The organism is Mycobacterium decipiens (assembly GCF_963853665.1).
Lineage (GTDB): Bacteria > Actinomycetota > Actinomycetes > Mycobacteriales > Mycobacteriaceae > Mycobacterium > Mycobacterium decipiens.
Genome location: NZ_OY970459.1, coordinates 3583757 through 3602617 on the forward strand (window position 1 = coordinate 3583757; position 18861 = coordinate 3602617).

14 protein-coding genes, 2 tRNA genes and 1 pseudogene are annotated in these 18861 nt (G+C 64.6%); 5 read left to right on the forward strand and 12 right to left on the reverse strand.

The window, feature by feature from the left end:
• Nucleotides 1-260 precede the first annotated feature (260 nt).
• The 5 genes and pseudogenes from mobA to clpX form a co-directional block, all read right to left on the reverse strand.
• Nucleotides 261-866, reverse strand: coding sequence for a molybdenum cofactor guanylyltransferase (gene mobA / locus AADZ55_RS15790; RefSeq protein ID WP_085324471.1), 606 nt, complete (start codon nucleotides 864-866; stop codon nucleotides 261-263).
• 1 nt (nucleotide 867) lies between these two features.
• Nucleotides 868-1991 (reverse strand): annotated as a pseudogene (locus AADZ55_RS15795) (2-oxoacid:ferredoxin oxidoreductase subunit beta).
• Between the two features lie 101 nt (nucleotides 1992-2092).
• A complete protein-coding gene (locus tag AADZ55_RS15800) occupies nucleotides 2093-4054 on the reverse strand; it encodes a 2-oxoacid:acceptor oxidoreductase subunit alpha (protein ID WP_085324547.1) in 1962 nt (653 codons plus the stop codon).
• Between the two features lie 232 nt (nucleotides 4055-4286).
• Nucleotides 4287-5537: an MFS transporter gene (locus tag AADZ55_RS15805; protein ID WP_085324469.1), complete on the reverse strand. Its 1251-nt coding sequence runs from the start codon at nucleotides 5535-5537 to the stop codon at nucleotides 4287-4289.
• Nucleotides 5538-5552: 15 nt separating this feature from the next.
• Nucleotides 5553-6833 carry an ATP-dependent Clp protease ATP-binding subunit ClpX gene (clpX, locus tag AADZ55_RS15810; protein WP_085324468.1) on the reverse strand — a complete coding sequence of 427 codons (1281 nt, stop codon included), beginning with the start codon at nucleotides 6831-6833 and terminating at the stop codon, nucleotides 5553-5555.
• Between the two features lie 294 nt (nucleotides 6834-7127).
• Here clpX and mmuM point away from each other — a divergent pair, with 294 nt between their 5' ends.
• Nucleotides 7128-8012 (forward strand): homocysteine S-methyltransferase, encoded by an 885-nt coding sequence (gene mmuM / locus AADZ55_RS15815; RefSeq protein ID WP_085324467.1) that lies wholly within the window; start codon nucleotides 7128-7130, stop codon nucleotides 8010-8012.
• A 219-nt stretch (nucleotides 8013-8231) separates the two neighbouring features.
• A complete protein-coding gene (locus AADZ55_RS15820) occupies nucleotides 8232-9770 on the forward strand; it encodes an MFS transporter (RefSeq protein ID WP_085324546.1) in 1539 nt (512 codons plus the stop codon).
• 11 nt (nucleotides 9771-9781) lie between these two features.
• Here AADZ55_RS15820 and clpP2 read toward each other — a convergent pair whose 3' ends face one another.
• The 4 genes from clpP2 to AADZ55_RS15840 all read right to left on the reverse strand — a co-directional run bounded on the left by clpP2 (nucleotide 9782) and on the right by AADZ55_RS15840 (nucleotide 12650).
• Nucleotides 9782-10417 carry an ATP-dependent CLP protease proteolytic subunit ClpP2 gene (clpP2, locus tag AADZ55_RS15825; RefSeq protein WP_085324466.1) on the reverse strand — a complete coding sequence of 212 codons (636 nt, stop codon included), beginning with the start codon at nucleotides 10415-10417 and terminating at the stop codon, nucleotides 9782-9784.
• Entirely contained in the window at nucleotides 10414-10998 is a 585-nt protein-coding gene (gene clpP1, locus AADZ55_RS15830) for an ATP-dependent CLP protease proteolytic subunit ClpP1 (RefSeq protein ID WP_085324465.1), read from the reverse strand. Before clpP1 ends, clpP2 begins: the two co-directional genes overlap by 4 nt.
• 118 nt (nucleotides 10999-11116) lie before the next feature.
• The gene (tig, locus tag AADZ55_RS15835) at nucleotides 11117-12541 is read right to left on the reverse strand and encodes a trigger factor (RefSeq protein ID WP_085324464.1); all 1425 of its coding nucleotides are present in this window, start codon (nucleotides 12539-12541) and stop codon (nucleotides 11117-11119) included.
• A gap of 32 nt (nucleotides 12542-12573) precedes the next feature.
• Nucleotides 12574-12650, reverse strand: a tRNA-Pro gene (locus AADZ55_RS15840).
• Between the two features lie 135 nt (nucleotides 12651-12785).
• On the opposite strand from AADZ55_RS15840, the gene AADZ55_RS15845 reads away from it, so the two are divergent.
• Together AADZ55_RS15845 and AADZ55_RS15850 are read left to right on the forward strand one after the other, a co-directional pair.
• Nucleotides 12786-12859 (forward strand) — tRNA-Gly (locus AADZ55_RS15845).
• A gap of 11 nt (nucleotides 12860-12870) precedes the next feature.
• Nucleotides 12871-14055, forward strand: a complete 1185-nt coding sequence (locus AADZ55_RS15850) for a serine hydrolase domain-containing protein (RefSeq protein WP_085324463.1) — start codon at nucleotides 12871-12873, stop codon at nucleotides 14053-14055.
• Between the two features lie 19 nt (nucleotides 14056-14074).
• On the opposite strand, the gene AADZ55_RS15855 is transcribed toward AADZ55_RS15850, so the two are convergent.
• From AADZ55_RS15855 to AADZ55_RS15865, 3 genes are all read right to left on the reverse strand, one after another.
• A complete protein-coding gene (locus tag AADZ55_RS15855; protein ID WP_085324462.1) occupies nucleotides 14075-14881 on the reverse strand; it encodes an Fpg/Nei family DNA glycosylase in 807 nt (268 codons plus the stop codon).
• Between the two features lie 8 nt (nucleotides 14882-14889).
• The gene (locus AADZ55_RS15860; protein WP_207569054.1) at nucleotides 14890-15369 is read right to left on the reverse strand and encodes a ribose-5-phosphate isomerase; all 480 of its coding nucleotides are present in this window, start codon (nucleotides 15367-15369) and stop codon (nucleotides 14890-14892) included.
• A 64-nt stretch (nucleotides 15370-15433) separates the two neighbouring features.
• Nucleotides 15434-16045, reverse strand: coding sequence for an Rv2466c family mycothiol-dependent reductase (locus AADZ55_RS15865; protein WP_085324460.1), 612 nt, complete (start codon nucleotides 16043-16045; stop codon nucleotides 15434-15436).
• A gap of 112 nt (nucleotides 16046-16157) precedes the next feature.
• Here AADZ55_RS15865 and pepN point away from each other — a divergent pair, with 112 nt between their 5' ends.
• Nucleotides 16158-18764: an aminopeptidase N gene (gene pepN / locus AADZ55_RS15870; protein WP_085324459.1), complete on the forward strand. Its 2607-nt coding sequence runs from the start codon at nucleotides 16158-16160 to the stop codon at nucleotides 18762-18764.
• Nucleotides 18765-18861 lie beyond the last annotated feature (97 nt).

Sequence of the window (18861 nt, forward strand, 5' to 3'; positions counted from 1 at the left end):
GCGAGCGCCCACCGAGGGACACACGGGTCAGACATCGGCCGGGATGACAAACTCTTGTCGGCTAGCCGGCTGTCTTTGCTGACGGATCCTGAAGTTTCATCACTCGACGTGTAGCCCAAATACCTTCTGTCCCAACAGAATACGGTCTATCAATTTTCTTTCGAGAACACAAACCGACCGCCGCCGTACAATAACGATTTCATTAAAAGGCAGAGAAAGAATATCTTGAGCGGTCCCTCGGAAATTAATGCGGAATGATTTCAGCTGCCGGGTTGCACCGGTGTGCGCAGGCCCGCAGCTGAATTGATGTTGGTCAGCGGCCGGGAATCCGACATGACAATCCGCTGTGCGTCCGAAGCGTCGACCAGGGCGCTCATCTTTCGCTCGCCGGCACCGACCAGCGCATCAACTCGGTCGGCAAGATCGGTCCGGTACACCGCGGCCAGGTAGTGGCTGCGGCCATCCCAGGGCAACACCACTTCGGCATTGGTCTCAACCGCGCGGCGCGCGAGATCGTCAATCAATTCGACTGTCAGATACGGCATGTCGACCGCGCAGACAAACGCGAGCCGGACACCCGCGTCCGCGGCCGCACGCAGCCCACGCCCGGTCGCCGGCAGCGGCCCCAGCCCCCGCAGCTCATCGCGCAGAATGGGCACCTGCAGCGTGGGCAACGGTTGGCCCGGAGCGGCCATCACGAAGACAGGAGCGCAGCGCTGGTCAAGCATGCCGACCAGATGCTCGACCAGCGTGGTGGTTCCCCCGGGGTGCGGCAAGGTGGCCTTGTCGCGGCCCATTCGCCGGGATTCACCTCCCGCTAGCACGATCCCCGCCAGGGACACTGCATCGGGCACGAGTTCAGCCACGTCAGTCGACGGTCCAGGTGTCGCGGCCATGCAACAGCGATTGCAGCGCAGCGGTGTCGGACGGAGCGGAGTTCTGGGCCGCGACGACCTGCGAGCGGGCCGCGTCGTCGTAGGTGGGCCGGCTGATGTGGCGGAAGATTCCCAGCACGGTGTGATCGAGATTTTGATGGGACAGCCGGGACAGTGCGTACGCGTAGGCCGGGTCGTCGGTGTGCGCGTCGTGCACAACGATCTCGTCGACAGCCACGTCGGCGGTCTTGGCCACATCGAGGCCGAAACCGGACTTCACTACGCAGTATTCGCCGTTGGCGCCGAAGACGATCGGCTCGCCGTGGCGGACGTTGATCACCCGTTCTTCGGCGCCCTCCTTGCGCAACACGTCGAACGAGCCGTCGTTGAAGATTGGGCAGTCCTGCAGAATTTCGACCAGAGCAGCACCGCGATGCTGGGCCGCGGCGCGCAGCACCTCAGTCAGCCCGTTGCGGTCTGAGTCCAGTGCGCGGCCGACGAACGTCGCCTCCGCCCCCAGCGCCAGCGACACCGGATTGAACGGGTGATCCAACGAGCCCATCGGTGTCGACTTGGTGACCTTGCCGACCTCCGATGTCGGCGAATACTGCCCCTTGGTCAGCCCATAGATCCGGTTGTTGAACAGCAGAATCGTCACATTGATGTTGCGACGCAGCGCGTGGATCAGGTGATTGCCACCGATTGACAACGCGTCGCCGTCACCGGTGACCACCCATACCGACAGATCGTCCCGAGCCAGCGCCAGACCGGTCGCTATCGCCGGCGCACGGCCGTGGATCGAGTGAAACCCGTAGGTCTCCAGGTAGTAGGGGAACCGGCTGGAGCAGCCAATACCGCTGATGAACACGATGTTTTCCCGGCGCAGCCCAAGTTCGGGCAGGAAGTTGCGGATCGTGTTGAGGATGACATAGTCGCCGCAGCCCGGGCACCAGCGGACCTCCTGGTCACTGGTGAAGTCCTTGCCCTTCTGTGGCTGATCCGTTGTGGGCACGCCGTCGTGCTTGGTTAGCCTCGGAGTCAAACCGAGGTCCGCGCCAGTCATGAGCGCCGCTCCTCCTCATCGCTTCGCTCTGCATCGTCGCCCGGGCTAGTCATGGGCGCCGCTCCTCCTCATCGCTTCGCTCTGCATCGTCGCCCGGGCTAGTCATGGGCGCCGCTCCTCCTCATCGCTTCGCTCTGCATCGTCGCGGCGCGAATCACCCGTTGGCTCGCGCTCCGACGGTGGCCGCCGACAATCGGGCGATTATCGTCTTGTCTTGCTCGAGTTCGCCCAGTCTCCCGGCCAAGGCAGCCCGGATAAAGCGCCCAATCTCGTCGGCCAGGAACGAGACACCCTTAACTTTGGTGACCGATTGCACATCGACCAGGTACTTTCCGCGCAGCACCTGCGCAAGCTGACCCAGGTTCATCTCCGGCGCCACCACCTTGGGGTATCGACGCAGCACCTCGCCCAAGTTGGCCGGGAATGGGTTGAGATACCGCAGATGGGCATGCGCCACCTTGGTGCCCCGGCGACGCGCACGCCGGCACGCTTCACCGATCGGGCCGTAGGAACTGCCCCACCCGATCAACAACAGCTCGGCATCCCCGGTCGGATCGTCGACTTCCAGATCGGGAACACGGATACCGTCGATCTTGGCCTGGCGCAACCGGACCATGAGGTCATGATTGGTCGGCTCGTAGGAAATGTCGCCCGCGCCGTTGGAAGCCTCCAGCCCGCCGATACGGTGTTCCAGGCCGGGGGTGCCCGGAATGGCGAACTGGCGGGCGAGGGTTTCCCGGTCACGGGCATAAGGTTGGAACGGCTCGTCGGGTTTGGCGAAGGTGTGCTTGATGGGCTGCAGCGCAGTGACATCCGGGATTCGCCACGGCTCCGAGCCGTTGGCGATGGCGCCGTCGGACAACAGGATCACCGGGGTGTGGTACGACACCGCGATGCGCACCGCCTCGAGGGCGGTTTCAAAGCAGTCGGCGGGAGACCGCGGCGCCAGCACCGCCACCGGTGACTCGCCATTGCGGCCATAGAGTGCCTGCAGCAGATCGGCTTGCTCGGTCTTGGTGGGTAGACCGGTCGACGGACCGCCCCGCTGCACGTCGATGACCAGCAGCGGCAGTTCGGTCATCACACCCAGTCCGAGCGCTTCGGACTTCAGCGAAATGCCCGGTCCCGAAGTGCTGGTGACTCCCAACGCGCCACCGTAGGCGGCGCCCAGCGCAGCACAGATACCACCGATCTCGTCTTCAGCCTGGAAGGTCATGACATTGAAATTTTTGTGCTTGGACAGTTCATGCAGAATGTCCGACGCCGGGGTAATCGGATAACTGCCGAGCACGACCGGAAGGTCGGCGAGCTGACCGGCGGTGACGATTCCGTAGGCCAGCGCGGTGTTGCCCGAAATCTGCCGGTACTCGCCGGGCGGCAAAGTCGCCGGCGATATCTCGTAGGTGGTGCCAAACGCCTCAGTGGTTTCGCCGTAGTTCCAGCCCGCCTTGAGGGCCAGCACGTTGGCCTCCGCGATTTCGGGCTTGCGGGCGAACTTCTCCCTGATGAAGTTCTCACTGGTTTCGATCGGCCGCCCGTACATCCACGACAACAGGCCAAGCGCGAACATGTTTTTAGCGCGCTGGCCGTCCTTCTTGGACGCGCCGATCGCCTCGACGGCACCAAGGGTCAACGTGGTCATTGCGACGGTGTGCACGACGTATTCCGACAGCTCGCCGGACTCCAGCGGGTTCGTCACGTAACCCACTTTCGTCAGGTTGCGCTTGGTGAATTCGTCCGAATTCACGATCACCATTCCGCCGAGCGGCAGGTCTCCGATATTGGCCTTCAACGCTGCCGGGTTCATGGCGACCAGGACGTCGGGCCGGTCACCGGCGGTCAGGATGTCGTAATCGGCTATTTGTATCTGGAACGACGAAACCCCGGGCAAAGTGCCGGCGGGGGCCCGGATCTCGGCCGGGTAGTTCGGCTGGGTCGCCAGGTCATTCCCGAAAAGCGCTGCCTCCGATGTGAAACGGTCGCCGGTCAGCTGCATACCGTCGCCGGAGTCCCCGGCGAACCGGATAACCACATTTTCCAGGCGTTGCCGGTCGGGCGCGGCATGTGACGCCACGTCATGAGACTCTGACCCGGCTTCGCTGCCGTTCGGATCCACGTCTCCGCCTTCCATCTGCCATCGGACAGGCACTCCGCGCTGCAGCTTCAGGTTACGCGTCGTCGGAGTGACACCCCCCACGCCTCACGATTTGTGTCACTGGCGGTACCGATTATGACACTTCCCATGGGGTGTATAACCGTCTGCGAACGAACATATGCAGCCGGCAAACAACCAAAAGCCGAAGTCAGCGAGGGGTGGCGAGGACGACAACCCAAAACTGTGGTATTGGTCACTTTTCCCCGGGGTCCGGCCGAGACCGCACACGAGAATCCGCCGTTTCCGGCATCGCGAGCAAGTACAGGACGAAGCCGGCGCCGGCGAGCGCGCCCAGCGACATGAATGCCACGTTGTAGCCCGCGACGACCACGATCCAGCCGGCAACGAGATTGGACAGCGCGGCACCAATGCCGGTCGCCGTGGTTACCGCCCCGAGGCTGATATTGAAATGGCCGGTTCCGTGCGTGACGTCCTGGACAACAAGGGGGAACAGCGCCCCGAAAATGCCGGCTCCAATACCATCGAGCAGTTGCACGCCCACCAACCAGTACGAGTTATCCGACAGCGTGTAGAGGAACCCGCGAGCGGTCAAGACAGCGAATCCCACCAGAAAGATAGGCTTTCGCCCCCAGGCGTCGGCCTTGCTGCCGACCACGTATGCCACCGGCACCATCACGACCTGCGCGGCGACGATGCAGGACGACATCAGTGCCGTTCCCTCGTCTTTGTTGTGCAACGCCAACAGCTCGCCAACCAGCGGCAGCATGGCCGCATTAGCGAAGTGAAACGCGACAACCGCCGCCGCGAAGATCATCAATTTGCGGTTGTGCAGGAGCGCGGTGAACCGCGACGGCTGCGGATGCGGCTCTCCGGGCGCATGGTCCATGCCGCGCGCCACGTCGTGGTCGATCACGTCGGGCGGAATCCGCAGCGTTGCCACCACGCTCAGCATTGCCATGCCGGCGAGCACCCAGAACACCACCACGGGCCCGAAGAAGTAGGCCAGCCCGCCTGTCGCCGCAGCGGCCGACGCGTTGCCGGCGTGGTTGAAAGCTTCGTTGCGCCCAATCCGTCTGGCGAAAAACTGGGGACCAACGGCACCCAAGGTGATCGCGGCCAACGCCGGAGCGAAAACCGAGCTGGCGATTCCAGTAACTGCCTGCAGCAACGAGATTGAATACAGGCCGGGAAACAGCGGCATCGCCAACGTAGCAGCGGTGACCAACACCGCGCCGGCGACTACCAACGCTCGCTTGGCCGTCGTCCGGTCCACCAGGGCGCCCACCGGCGTCTGCGCCACGATCGCCGCGATGCCGCCGACCGCCATGACGAGCCCGATCGAGGCTTGATCCCAATCGTGGATCAGCAGAAGGTATATCGACAGATAAGGGCCCAGGCCATCGCGAACATCGGCCAATGAGAAGTTCAGTAGGTCAAGAGCGCGCGCTACCCGCCGCGGCACTGCGACAACGGTGCCCGACATCTAGTGGACGCGGAATTACGCGCTCTTGTCGCGGCGCTCCGAACGTGACGGCTTGCGCGGCACGATCGTCGGCAACACGTTGTCCTGCACGGTCTCCTTGGTGACCACGACTTTGGCGACGTCGTCGCGGCTTGGGATGTCGTACATCACGGGCAGCAGGACCTCTTCCATGATCGCTCGCAGACCACGGGCACCGGTGCCACGGTGGATCGCCTGATCGGCGATCGCTTCCAGCGCATCGTCGGTGAATTCCAGCTCGACGCCGTCCATCTCGAACAGCCGGGTGTACTGCTTGACCAGAGCATTCTTCGGCTCGGACAAGATCTTGACCAACGACTCCTTGTCCAGGTTGGTGACCGAGGCAACCACCGGGAGGCGCCCAATGAACTCGGGGATCAAGCCGAATTTGATCAGGTCCTCCGGCATCACATCGGCGAAGTGGTCGGTGGTGTCGATCTCCGCCTTGGAGCGGACCTCGGCGCCGAAGCCCAGGCCACGTTTGCCGACGCGCTCGTAAATGATCTTCTCCAAACCGGCGAACGCACCCGCGACGATGAACAGCACGTTGGTGGTGTCGATCTGGATGAACTCCTGGTGTGGGTGCTTGCGGCCGCCCTGCGGGGGAACCGATGCCTGGGTGCCCTCCAGAATTTTCAGCAGGGCCTGCTGAACGCCCTCACCGGAGACGTCACGGGTTATCGACGGGTTCTCGCTCTTGCGGGCGATCTTGTCTACCTCGTCGATGTAGATGATGCCGGTCTCGGCGCGCTTGACGTCATAATCGGCGGCCTGAATGAGTTTCAGCAGGATGTTCTCGACGTCCTCGCCGACGTAGCCGGCCTCAGTCAGCGCAGTGGCGTCGGCGATGGCAAACGGCACGTTGAGCATCTTGGCCAACGTCTGGGCCAGGTAGGTCTTGCCACAACCGGTAGGTCCGAGCATCAAGATGTTGGACTTGGTCAGCTCAACGGGCTCACATCTGGAGTCACGGCCCTTTTCGCCGGCCTGGATCCGCTTGTAGTGGTTGTAGACCGCGACGGCCAACGTCCGCTTGGCGGTGTCCTGCCCGATCACGTAACCCTCAAGGAACTCCCGGATTTCGGCGGGCTTGGGTAGCTCGTCGAGTTTCACATCGTCGGCGTCGGCGAGCTCCTCTTCGATGATCTCGTTGCACAGGTCGATGCACTCGTCGCAGATGTACACACCAGGGCCGGCAATGAGTTTCTTGACCTGCTTTTGGCTCTTCCCGCAGAACGAGCACTTCAGCAGGTCACCACCGTCTCCTATGCGCGCCATGATGCTGATGGCCTACTTCCTGGGTCGCCGTTCGTCTTGCTATGCCGCGTGTATCCCCCGACGCTACCCGCTTGCTCCGGCCCGCCGCGACCGTTAGCGGCGAATAGCGTCCTAGATATTTTTCGGGGTATTCACGCCTCTCGTCTGAATGAAACATATAGCCCGACTGCGCCTCACTCGCCTAGACGCGCAATCCGTGTCTCTGGCGTGTCGCGGTCGTTACACCACTGAGGCCAGCGAGCTGGCGGACCCGGCAGCAGCCAGACCCCCAGGTGAACACCCTACAGTGACCTTATGGGGTTGGTCAGCGATTCCGTGCTGACCAGCGATGGCGGTCTGGCCACCGAGCTCGAGGCACGCGGGCATGACCTGTCCGACCCGTTGTGGTCGGCAAAGCTGCTGGTGGACGCTCCGCACGAGATCACCGCGGTGCATACCGCGTACTTCCGTGCTGGGGCCAAGATTGCCACGACCGCCAGCTACCAGGCGTCGTTCCAGGGCTTTGCGGCCCACGGGATTGGCCGGGCGGATGCCGCCGGGTTGCTGCGCCGCAGCGTCGAACTCGCCAGGACCGCACGCACCGAGGTCGGCGCTCGTGGTCTCTTGGTCGCGGCCTCCGTCGGGCCGTATGGCGCCGCGCTCGCCGACGGATCCGAATATCGTGGCCGCTACGGCATGTCCGTAGCGGCCTTGATGCGGTGGCATCTGCCGCGGCTCGAGGTGCTGGCCGATGCCGGCGCCGACGTGCTTGCTCTGGAAACCATCCCCGATATCGACGAGGCCGAAGCGCTGGTCAACCTGGTGCGGCGGTTGGGTACGCCGGCCTGGCTCAGCTATACCATCGACGGGATGCGAACCCGTGCCGGACAACCGCTCACCGAAGCGTTCGCGGTGGCCGCCGGGGTACCCGAAATCGTCGCCGTGGGCGTCAATTGCTGCGCGCCAGATGACGTGTTGCCGGCAATGGCGTTGGCCGACATGGGCAAGCCGCTGATCGTCTACCCGAACAGCGGAGAGCGGTGGGACCGCCGGCGCCGCGCCTGGGTGGGGCCGGCGCGGTTTTCCACGCAACTGGCCGCCCAATGGGTATCGGCCGGCGCGCGAATAGTCGGCGGATGCTGCCGGGTACGGCCGAACGACATTGCCGAGATCGCACGCGCGCTGGAAACCCGCCAGTGAGCACGCTTCTTGTGCAAAATGCCCATGCGGTCTCGTCGAGTTCCCTAGGGTTGAGCTTCGTGACGGGGATGCGCGGGGGCGTACGATTCAGCCACGCCTGGCGCCGCAAGCCGCTCTGTGTGTTCACCTCGACGACCAAGGCCGGCCATGGGTGACAACGGCTTCCAATCGGATCCTGACCGATTGCCCACGCTCGACAACACAGATTCCCGCCCCGCGATGACACCGCGTCAGCGGCTGACCGTGGTGGCGACAGGGCTCGGCATCTTCATGGTGTTCGTGGATGTCAACATCGTCAACGTCGCGCTGCCCAGCATCCAAAAGGTGTTTCATACCGGCGAGCAAGGTCTTCAGTGGGCGGTCGCCGGATACAGCCTGGGCATGGCGGCCGTGCTGATGAGCTGCGCCTTGCTGGGCGATCGCTATGGCCGCAAGCGCGGCTATCTGTTCGGGGTCACACTGTTCGTCGTCAGCTCTACCCTCTGCGTGCTACCGGCCAGCCTGGCATTTTTCACGACGGCACGGGTGATCCAGGGTTTGGGAGCGGCTTTCATCTCAGTGCTGTCGCTTGCCCTGCTAAGCCACGCCTTTCCCGACCCACGATTGAAGGCGCGGGCGATAGCGAACTGGATGGCCATTGGCATGGTCGGTGCGGCGTCGGCCCCCGCGCTGGGCGGGGTCATGGTCGAAATCCTCGGTTGGCGCAGCGTGTTCCTGGTGAACATTCCGCTCGGAGCAATCGTGTGGCTGCTGACGTTGATCGGTGTCGACGAGTCAGCCGATCCTGACCCGACTCAGCTCGACTGGTTGGGGCAGCTGACGTTCGTACCCGGGATCGCCGTGATCGCATACACGATCATCGAGGCTCCCCGGTTTGAGCTACAGTCCGCGCCCTTCGTGACGGCTTTGCTGCTAGTAGCCATGCTGCTCATGTGGCTGTTCGTCCGACACGAACGCCGCGCGGCTTTCCCGTTGATCGATCTCCAGTTGTTTTCCGAGCCGGTGTACCGATCGGTGCTGATCGTCTACTTCGTGGTGATGTCCTGCTTTTTCGGAACTTTGATGGTGATCACCCAGCACTTCCAGAACGTGCGCGACTTCTCTCCGCTGCACGCGGGTCTGATGATGTTGCCGGTCCCCGCGGGCTTCGGGGTGGCGAGTTTCCTGGCGGGTGCGGCGGTCAACAAGTGGGGTCCCCGGCGCCTGGTGCTGACGTGTCTGGCGGCGATGGTCATCGGGTTGGCGCTATTCGCGACCGCGATGAGCCAGGTGCCACCGGTCGCCCTGACCGGACTCACGCTGTTCGGCGCGGGAGCCGGCGGTTGCGCAACGCCGCTGCTGCATATCGGTATGACCGAGGTTGGCGATCACCGTGCCGGCATGGCCGCCGGCATGCTCAATCTGCAGCGGTCGATGGGCGGAATTTTTGGCGTCGCCTTCCTCGGAACCATTGTCGCCGCCTGGCTAGGTGCCACGCTGCCGGAAAGAATGGCCGACCAAATACCGGATCCCCTGGTTCGCACGATCGTCGTCGACGTCATCGTGGACAGCGCCAACCCGCATGCCCACGCAGCATTCATCGGGCCGCGACACCGCATCACAGCAGCGCAGGCGGATGAGATAGTGCGGGCCGCCGACGCGGACTTCATGCGCGGCATCCAGCTCGCACTGAGCGGCGCCGCAGTGTTGCTGGCAGGCGCCTTCGTCCTTGGTTTGCGGCAGTTTCCCTCCGGCCCAGCACCGGACAGCGGTCGCTAAGCTCCCGCAGCTCAAGCGGTCTGCGCGGAAAGCTTCCGGTACTCGAGAACGGTGTCGATGATGCCGTAGTCCTTGGCCTCTTCCGCGGTCAGGATCTTGTCCCGGTCGGTGTCCTTGCGGATTACCGTGGCGTCCTTGCCGGTGTGGCGGGCCAGCGTCGTTTCCATCAGGGTGCGCATCCGCTCGATCTCGGCGGCCTGGATTTCCAGATCGGAGAACTGCCCCTGGATCACGCCCGACAACGACGGCTGGTGAATCAGCACCCGCGCGTTGGGCAGCGCCATCCGCTTCCCCGGTGTTCCGGCGGCCAGCAGCACCGCGGCAGCCGAGGCGGCCTGGCCCAGGCACACGGTCTGGATGTCGGCCCGCACGTACTGCATGGTGTCGTAGATCGCCATCAGCGAGGTGAACCCGCCACCCGGCGAGTTGATGTACATCGTGATATCGCGGTCGGGATCCAGCGATTCCAGCACCAACAGCTGCGCCATGATGTCGTTCGCCGAGGCATCGTCGACCTGGACGCCGAGGAAGATGATGCGTTCCTCGAACAACTTGTTGTAGGGGTTGGACTCCTTGACGCCGAAGCTGGAGTGCTCGATGAAGGACGGCAGGATGTACCGCGCCTGGGGCTGGATTGCAGGATTCATTGCGCTTCTCCGTTGACGTGGGCGCGGGTGATGATGTGGTCGACGAAACCGTATTCGAGGGCTTCGGCGGCGGTGAACCAGCGGTCGCGATCCGAATCCGCCTCGATGCGTTCGATCGGTTGGCCGGTGAATTCGGCGTTGAGCCGGAACATCTCCTTCTTGATGACGGCGAACTGCTCGGCCTGGATCGCGATATCGGCCGCGCTACCAGTCACCCCGCCCAGCGGCTGGTGCATCAGGATACGAGCGTGCGGCAGCGCGTAGCGCTTGCCCTTGGTGCCCGCCGCCAACAGGAACTCGCCCATCGAGGCGGCCATGCCCATGGCGTAGGTGGCGATGTCACACGGCGCCAGCACCATGGTGTCGTAAATCGCCATGCCGGCGCTGATCGATCCACCCGGGGAGTTGATGTACAGGGAGATGTCCTTGGTGGCGTCCTCGGCGGCGAGCAGCAGAATCTGTGCGCACAGCCGGTTGGCGATCTCGTCGTTCACCTCCGAGCCGAGGAAGATGATGCGCTCGGAGAGCAAACGCTCATAGACCGAGTCCGTGAGGCTAAGACCCTGCGAGTTCGAACGCATGTCAGTCACGACTGGATTACCTGCTTTCTTTCCGTTCTCATATGCACCGACACTAACCAACCAGGCTGGCTGTTTGGCGGTCACGCACCCCCCGAAATGGGCACGTTCGCTCACAGCGTCATGTTGTCGCGGAGTCGGACGACTCCTGCAACGCATCCTCGTCGGCCTCGGGGTCCAACTTGTCGGCCTCGGTAGCCTCGCCTGCCGGCTCGGCCTCCGGAGCCCGCTTACCGAAGAATTCACTGGTGTCGATCGTGTTTCCGTCGGTGTCGGTGACCGTTGCCGCCTCGGCTGCCGCCCGGATCGCCAGCTCGCGCCGCACGTCGGCGAACATGCTCGGCAACTGGTTGTTCTCTTGGAGATAGCCGAACAGCTGCTGCGGCTCGATGCCATATTGCCGAGACGTCGCGACCAGTCGTTCAGTCAGATCATCCTGGCCGACCTGGACCTTGAGGTCATCGGCCAGGGCATCCAGCAACAACTGCCTCTTGACGTCTTTCTCCGAGGCGCTGCGGGCCTCAGCATCGAACGCCGAGCGCGACGAGCCTTGCTCGACGAGCAACTCATTGAACCTCGCTTCGTCGTGATCGAGACCGCGCAGCGCGCTGTGCAGGACGCTGTCGAACTGGGCCTGCACATACGACTCCGGCAACGGCACATCGACCTGGTCAAGTAACGCGTCGATGGTGGCGTTTCGAATCTGCTCGGCCTGCTGGGTGCGCTTAGCCTGGCGCACCTGGTCGGTGAGGTTGGCCCGCAACTCCTCGATTGTGTCGAACTCGCTGGCTAGCTGCGCGAATTCGTCGTCGGGCTCTGGTAATTCGCGCTCCTTGATCGACCTAACCGTGACGGTCACTTGCGCTTCCTGTCCGGCGTGTTCGCCGGCCGCCAGCTTGGCGGTGAAGACCCGGGACTCATCGGTGGACAACCCGACAACCGCGTCGTCGAGACCGGCGATGAGTCGGCCGGAGCCGACCTCGTGGGACAGGCCCTCGGCGGCGGCGTTCGGTACGTCCTCCCCGTCGACGGTGGCGGACAGGTCGATCGAGACGAAGTCGCCAACGGCCACTGGCCGGTCCACGTCGGTCAGGGTGCCGAACCGCGCGCGTAGCGACTGCAGCTCGGCATCGACGTCCTCGTCGCTGACCTCGATCCGATCCACCGAGACCGCAAGTGCGCCCAGGTCCGGAAGGGTGATCTTGGGGCGGATGTCGACCTCGGCGGTGAAGGTCAGATCCTGGCCGTACTCCTTTTTGGTCACCTCGATGTCGGGCCGACCCAGCGGTTGGACCTCCGACTCGGCCACCGCCTGTCCGTACCGGCTCGGCAACGCATCGTTGACGATCTGATCGAGCATCGCCTCTCGGCCGATCCGCGCCTCGAGCAGTTTGGCCGGCGCCTTCCCCGGCCGAAAGCCGGGCAACCGTACCTGTTTGGCGAGCTCCTTGTAGGCCCGCTGGAAATCGGGCTCGAGCTCGGCGAAAGGCACCTCCACATTGATGCGAACCCGGGTGGGGCTCAACTGCTCGACGGTGCTCTTCACGGGTGTGCTCCTTGGTGTCGATAATGGTCGGCTGGTCGGGGTGACAGGATTTGAACCTGCGGCCTTCCGCTCCCAAAGCGGATGCGCTACCAAGCTGCGCTACACCCCGCGCTGACCTCGCGATCCTACGGCCCGGCGCGGCCGGGCCCGAAATGACCTCGTCAGACCTCACGAGGAGGTCTCAAAACGGCTCCGATTAGATTTGATGTCCTTCGCCACGTACAGTCGCGCTCGACTAATACACGCGGGCGTAGCTCAATGGTAGAGCCCTAGTCTTCCAAACTAGCGACGCGGGTTCGATTCCCGTCGCCCGCTCCAGCAAAGGCGCCATGAGCGACGTCGATGTCAAGGGCTCATGCGCGTCGAAGTTCGTCAAGGTACGCGACGCGTTCGAGCGCAACTTTGTACTGCACAACGAGATCGGCGCGGCCGTCGCGGTGTGGGTGGACGGCGATCTCGTCGTTAACCTGTGGGGCGGTTTCGCCGACGCCGCCGGTACCCGGCCGTGGCAACACGACACGCTGTCCACCGTGCTGTCCGGCACTAAGGCACTTACCGCCACCTGTGTCCATCGGCTCGCCGACCGCGGTGAGCTTGACCTGTACGCGCCGGTGGCGGACTACTGGCCCGAATTCGGGCAGGCCGGCAAGGAGACCATCACCCTGGCAATGGTGCTAAGCCACCGCTCCGGCGCTATCGGGCCGCGCCAACGGCTGAGCTGGGAGCAGGTCGCCGACTGGGACTTTGTCTGTGACCAGCTGGCCGCCGCCGAACCGTGGTGGGAGCCGGGTACCGCGCAGGGCTACCACATGACCACCTTCGGTTTCATCCTCGGCGAGGTGTTCCGCCGGGTCACCGGGCGCACGGTCGGTCAGTACCTGCGCACCGAGATCGCTAAGCCGCTGGGCGCCGACATCCACATCGGCTTGCATCCGACCGAACAGGGCCGCTGCGCCGATCGGGTCAACAAGCCACACATCCGCCAAGTGCTGGCCGACGTCCAGGCCCCCGGCGACCCCACCAGCCTGGACGATCACCCCAAGGCCGCATTGTCGGTGTCGATGGGATTCGCCCCCGACGACGAACTCGGCTCCAACGACCTGCAGCTGTGGCGCCAGATCGAGTTCCCCGGCACCAACGGACAGGTGTCAGCATTGGGGCTGGCGACGTTCTACAACGCGCTCGCCCAGGAAAGACTGCTCAGTCGCGCACAGATGGACCGGGTCCGGGTTTCGCAGGGCGGCTTCGACACCGATCTGGTGCTCGGGCCGAGGGTCGCCGACCATGGCTGGGGCCTGGGCTACATGCTCAATCAGCGCGGCGTCAACGGACCCAACCCTCGGATTTTCGGGCACGGCGGCCTCGGCGGCTCGTTCGGGTTCGTCGACATTGAGCACCGGATCGGCTACGCGTACGTCATGAACCGCTTCGACGCCACCCAGGCCAACGCGGACCCGCGCAGCGTCGCCCTGTCCAACGAGGTCTACGCCGCGCTAGGGGTAAACGCCGCTTAGACCGGTGGCCGCCGGCCGGTCAGGTCTGACAGGTCGGGCACCAGAAGACGTTGCGGCCCTCGAGGAGTGCCGTGCGGATCACTCCCCCACACACCCGACACGCTTCGCCGGCCCGGCGGTACACGTAGGTGCGGGGCCGGTCGGGCCGATATGACGGCGGACCATGGTCGTGTTCGGGACGTACCACGATGATCTTGCCGCGGCGCAAGCCGACCTTCATAAGCGACACCAGATCGGTCCAGGCTGCGTCGAAGTCCGGCTCGCCGATCCCGCGGCCGGGCCGGTACGGGTCGATGCGGTGCCGAAACAGCAACTCAGCGCGGTAGACGTTCCCAACACCGGCGATCACCGTTTGGTCCATCAACAGTGCACCAATAGGCCTGCGAGACTTGGTGATCCGGGACCATGCCCACGACGGGTCGGCGTCGCCGCGCAACGGATCGGGTCCCAGCCTGGCAACCACGTCGGCGACCTGGCCGTCGTCGATTACCTCACATACCGTCGGGCCGCGCAAGTCCGTGCCGAATTCGGCGCCGACCATCCGCATCCGCACCTGCCCGACCGGGTCGGGAAGCAACCCGGCCCGGGGGCGTGCCCATTCGGTGAAGGTGCCGTAGAGCCCGAGATGTACATGCACCACCGGACCGCCAGCGTAGTGATGGAAGAGATGCTTGCCCCAGGCACTGGCCCGCCGCAACACGCGGCCGTCCAGCGCGGCAGCCGAATCGGCGAATCGCCCCTGGGGGCTGGACACCGAAACCGGTGCACCGGCGAACCGGCGCTGGTGTAACCGGGCCAGCCGGTGCAGGGTATGCCCTTCGGGCACGGGCGCTCTCAGCCCTGGGCGCCGGGTACCGGCGGCGCGTCGTGAGTACGTTCGTACTCGGCGAGAATGTCGATGCGGCGTTGGTGGCGCTGCGCTTTCGACCAAGGCGTGGACACGAAGGCGTCGACGATAGCCAACGCCTCGGCAACGGTGTGCATGCGGCCGCCGATGCCGATCAACTGGGCATTGTTGTGCTCGCGGGCCAGCGCCGCGGTCTGCACACTCCACGCCAGCGCGCAGCGGGCCCCGGGCACCTTGTTCGCGGCGATCTGCTCACCGTTGCCCGATCCGCCCAGCACGATGCCCAGGCTGTCCGGGTCAGACACCGTGCGCGTGGCGGCCGCAATGCAGAACGCGGGGTAATCGTCGTCGGCGTCGTAGCCGAACGCGCCGCAGTCGATCGGCTCGTGTCCGGATTCCCTGAGGTGCTCAACGATCCGCTGCTTAAGTTCGTATCCGGCGTGGTCGGCCCCCAGGTAGACGCGCATGCCCGACATTCTGCACGAGGCTGCGACCGGCGTCGGCGGGCGCCCGGCGAGAGGGAGTCGGCGTCTAGTCGAATTCGGGCCGCTCGGTGCGAGTCCGCTTGAGCTCGAAAAAGTGTGGGTAGGCCGCGAAGGTCACCGAGGCGTCCCAGAGCTTTCCGGCTTCCTCGCCGCGCGGAATCTTTGACAGCACCGGGCCGAAGAACGCTACACCGTTGACGTGGATGGTGGGCGTGCCGACGTCGTCGCCGACCGCGTCCATCCCGGCGTGGTGACTCTTACGCAGGGCGTCGTCGAAGGCGTCGCTGTCAGCGGCGTCGGCCAGCTCCGCGGGCAAACCCGCGTCGGCCAGCGACTGCTTGATGACCTCGTCGAGGTCCTTGTTGTCCTGGTTGTGGATCCGGGTACCCATCGCGGTGTACAGCGGGTCCAGGACGGCGGCGCCATGGGCCTGCTCGGCGGCGATCGCCACCCGCACCGGCCCCCAAGCTCTCTTTATGTTTTCGCGATACTGCTCGGGCAGGTCTTCCCGGTTTTCGTTGAGTATCGCCAAGCTCATGACGTGGAAGTTCACCTCGATATCACGAACCTTCTCGACCTCGAGAATCCAGCGTGACGTGATCCAGCACCACGGACACAGCGGATCGAACCAAAAGTCGGCGACAGACTTCTCGGGCATATGCGGGTCCTCTCCTAGAAAGTCCTAGAAAGTTAGGGGCGGTTCAATAGCCACCCAGCACAACCGTGGCCGCCCCACGCCTGTTCCCGCCGACACGTTTAAGTTGGACGCCGTGGCCCTTCCAAACCTCACCCGAGACCAGGCCGTCGAGCGCGCCGCCCTGATCACCGTCGACAACTACCAGATCAGCCTCGATTTGACCGACGGCTCAGATAGTGGAGGCGCTCCCGGCGAACGTACTTTCCGCTCGACCACCACCGTGGTGTTCGACGCGCTCGCCGGCGCCGACACGGTCATCGACATCGCCGCCGACACCGTCCGCAGCGCCAGCCTCAACGGCCGGGACCTGGACGTCTCCGGATATGACGAATCGACCGGGATCCCGCTACGCGGGCTGGCCGACCGCAACGTCGTCATCGTCGACGCCGACTGCTGCTACTCGAACACCGGCGAGGGCCTGCATCGGTTCGTTGACCCGGTTGACGGCGAGACCTACCTGTACTCGCAGTTCGAAACCGCGGACGCCAAACGCGTGTTCGCGTGCTTCGACCAACCCGACCTCAAGGCCACCTTCGACCTGCGGGTGACCGCGCCTACGCATTGGAAGGTGGTCTCCAACGGCGCACCCACCTCCGCCGAAGACGGGGTTCATACCTTCGCCACCACCCCGCGGATGAGCACCTATCTGGTGGCTTTGATCGCCGGGCCATACGCCGCCTGGCACGACACCTACCGCGACGAACACGGCGAGATCCCGCTCGGCATCTATTGCCGGGCCACACTGGCGGAACACATGGACGCCGAGCGGCTGTTCACCCAGACCAAGCAAGGATTCGGCTTCTACCACAAGCACTTTGGCATGCCATACGCGTTCGGCAAGTACGACCAGCTCTTCGTCCCCGAATTCAACGCCGGAGCAATGGAAAATGCCGGCGCGGTGACGTTCCTCGAGGACTACGTCTTCCGCAGCAAGGTCACCCGGGCATCGTATGAACGGCGCGCCGAAACCGTGCTGCATGAGATGGCCCACATGTGGTTCGGCGACCTGGTCACCATGACGTGGTGGGACGACCTGTGGCTGAACGAGTCTTTCGCCACCTTCGCGTCGGTGCTGTGCCAAAGCGAAGCCACCGAATTCACCGAGGCCTGGACGACGTTTGCGACGGTCGAGAAGTCGTGGGCGTACCGCCAGGACCAGTTGCCGTCGACACACCCCATCGCCGCCGACATCCCCGACCTGGCCGCTGTTGAGGTGAACTTCGACGGGATCACCTACGCCAAGGGCGCTTCGGTGCTCAAGCAGCTTGTTGCCTATGTCGGGCTGGAGCGCTTTCTGGCCGGGCTGCGCGACTACTTTCGCAGGCACGCCTTCGGCAATGCCACCTTCGATGATCTGCTGGCCGCGCTGGAAAAGGCCTCCGGCCGTGACCTGTCGAATTGGGGCGAGCAGTGGCTGAAGACCACTGGGCTCAACACGTTGCGGGCGGACTTCGACATCGACGACAGTGACGGCAGTGGGGGCAGGTTTACCCGGTTCGCGGTGACACAGAGCGGCGCTGCACCCGGTGCGGGTGAGACCAGGGTGCATCGGTTGGCGGTGGGCATCTACGACGATGACGGTTCCAACGGTTCCGGCAAGCTGGTGCGGGTGCACCGCGAGGAACTCGACGTCTCGGGTCCGAGCACGAACGTCCCTGCGCTGGTTGGTGTTTCGCGCGGGAAACTGATTCTGGTCAACGACGACGACCTGACCTACTGTTCGCTGCGGCTGGACGCCGAGTCATTACAGACCGCGCTGGCGCGGATCGCTGACATCGCTGACCCACTACCGCGCACGCTGGTGTGGTCAGCGGCCTGGGAGATGACCCGCGAGGCCGAACTGCGCGCCCGGGATTTCGTCGCGCTAGTGTCCGGCGGCGTGCACGCCGAAACCGAGGTCGGGGTGGCGCAGCGGCTACTGCTGCAGGCGCAGACGGCGTTGGGGTCCTATGCCGAGCCCGGCTGGGCCCGCGAGCAGGGGTGGCCGCGGTTCGCCGACCGGCTGTTGGAGTTAGCGCGCGAAGCCGAGCCCGGATCGGACCATCAGCTGGCCTATATCAACTCGCTGTGCTCGTCGGTATTGTCCGCCCGGCAGGTGGAGACCCTGGCGGCCTTGCTCGAGGGTGATCCCGCCAAACGCGGATTGGCGGGCTTGGACGTCGATACCGACCTGCGCTGGCGCATGGTGACCGCGCTGGCCACCGCCGGCGCCATCGACGCCGACGGGCCGGCGTCACCGAGAATCGACACCGAAGCCCACCGCGACCCGACAGCTGCCGGCAAGCGGCATGCCGCCCAGGCCCGCGCGGCACGGCCGCAATTCGACGTCAAGGATGAGGCATTCAGCACGGTGGTCGAGGACGACACCCTGGCCAACGCCACCGGCCGCGCGATCATCGCGGGCATTGCCGCGCCCGGACAAGGCGAGCTGCTCAAGCCGTTAACCGCACGCTACTTCCAGGCGATCCCCGGAGTGTGGGAACGGCGATCCAGCGAAGTCGCGCAATCGGTGGTGATCGGCCTGTATCCCTACTGGGACATCAGCGAGGAGGGTATCGCCGCCGCCGATAAGTTCCTGAGCGCCCCTGAGATTCCGCCGGCGTTGCGCCGGCTGGTGCTAGAGGGCCAGGCCGCGGTGAAGCGGTCGTTGAAGGCCCGCACCTTCGACGCCGCTGTCTGAAATCCCCCGCGAATGCGGCACTGCCACCCTGACACTGAGTGCCTGTACGCCGACACGCCGCGCGGACCGCACATCTGAGGACGCTCGCGGGCGAGCA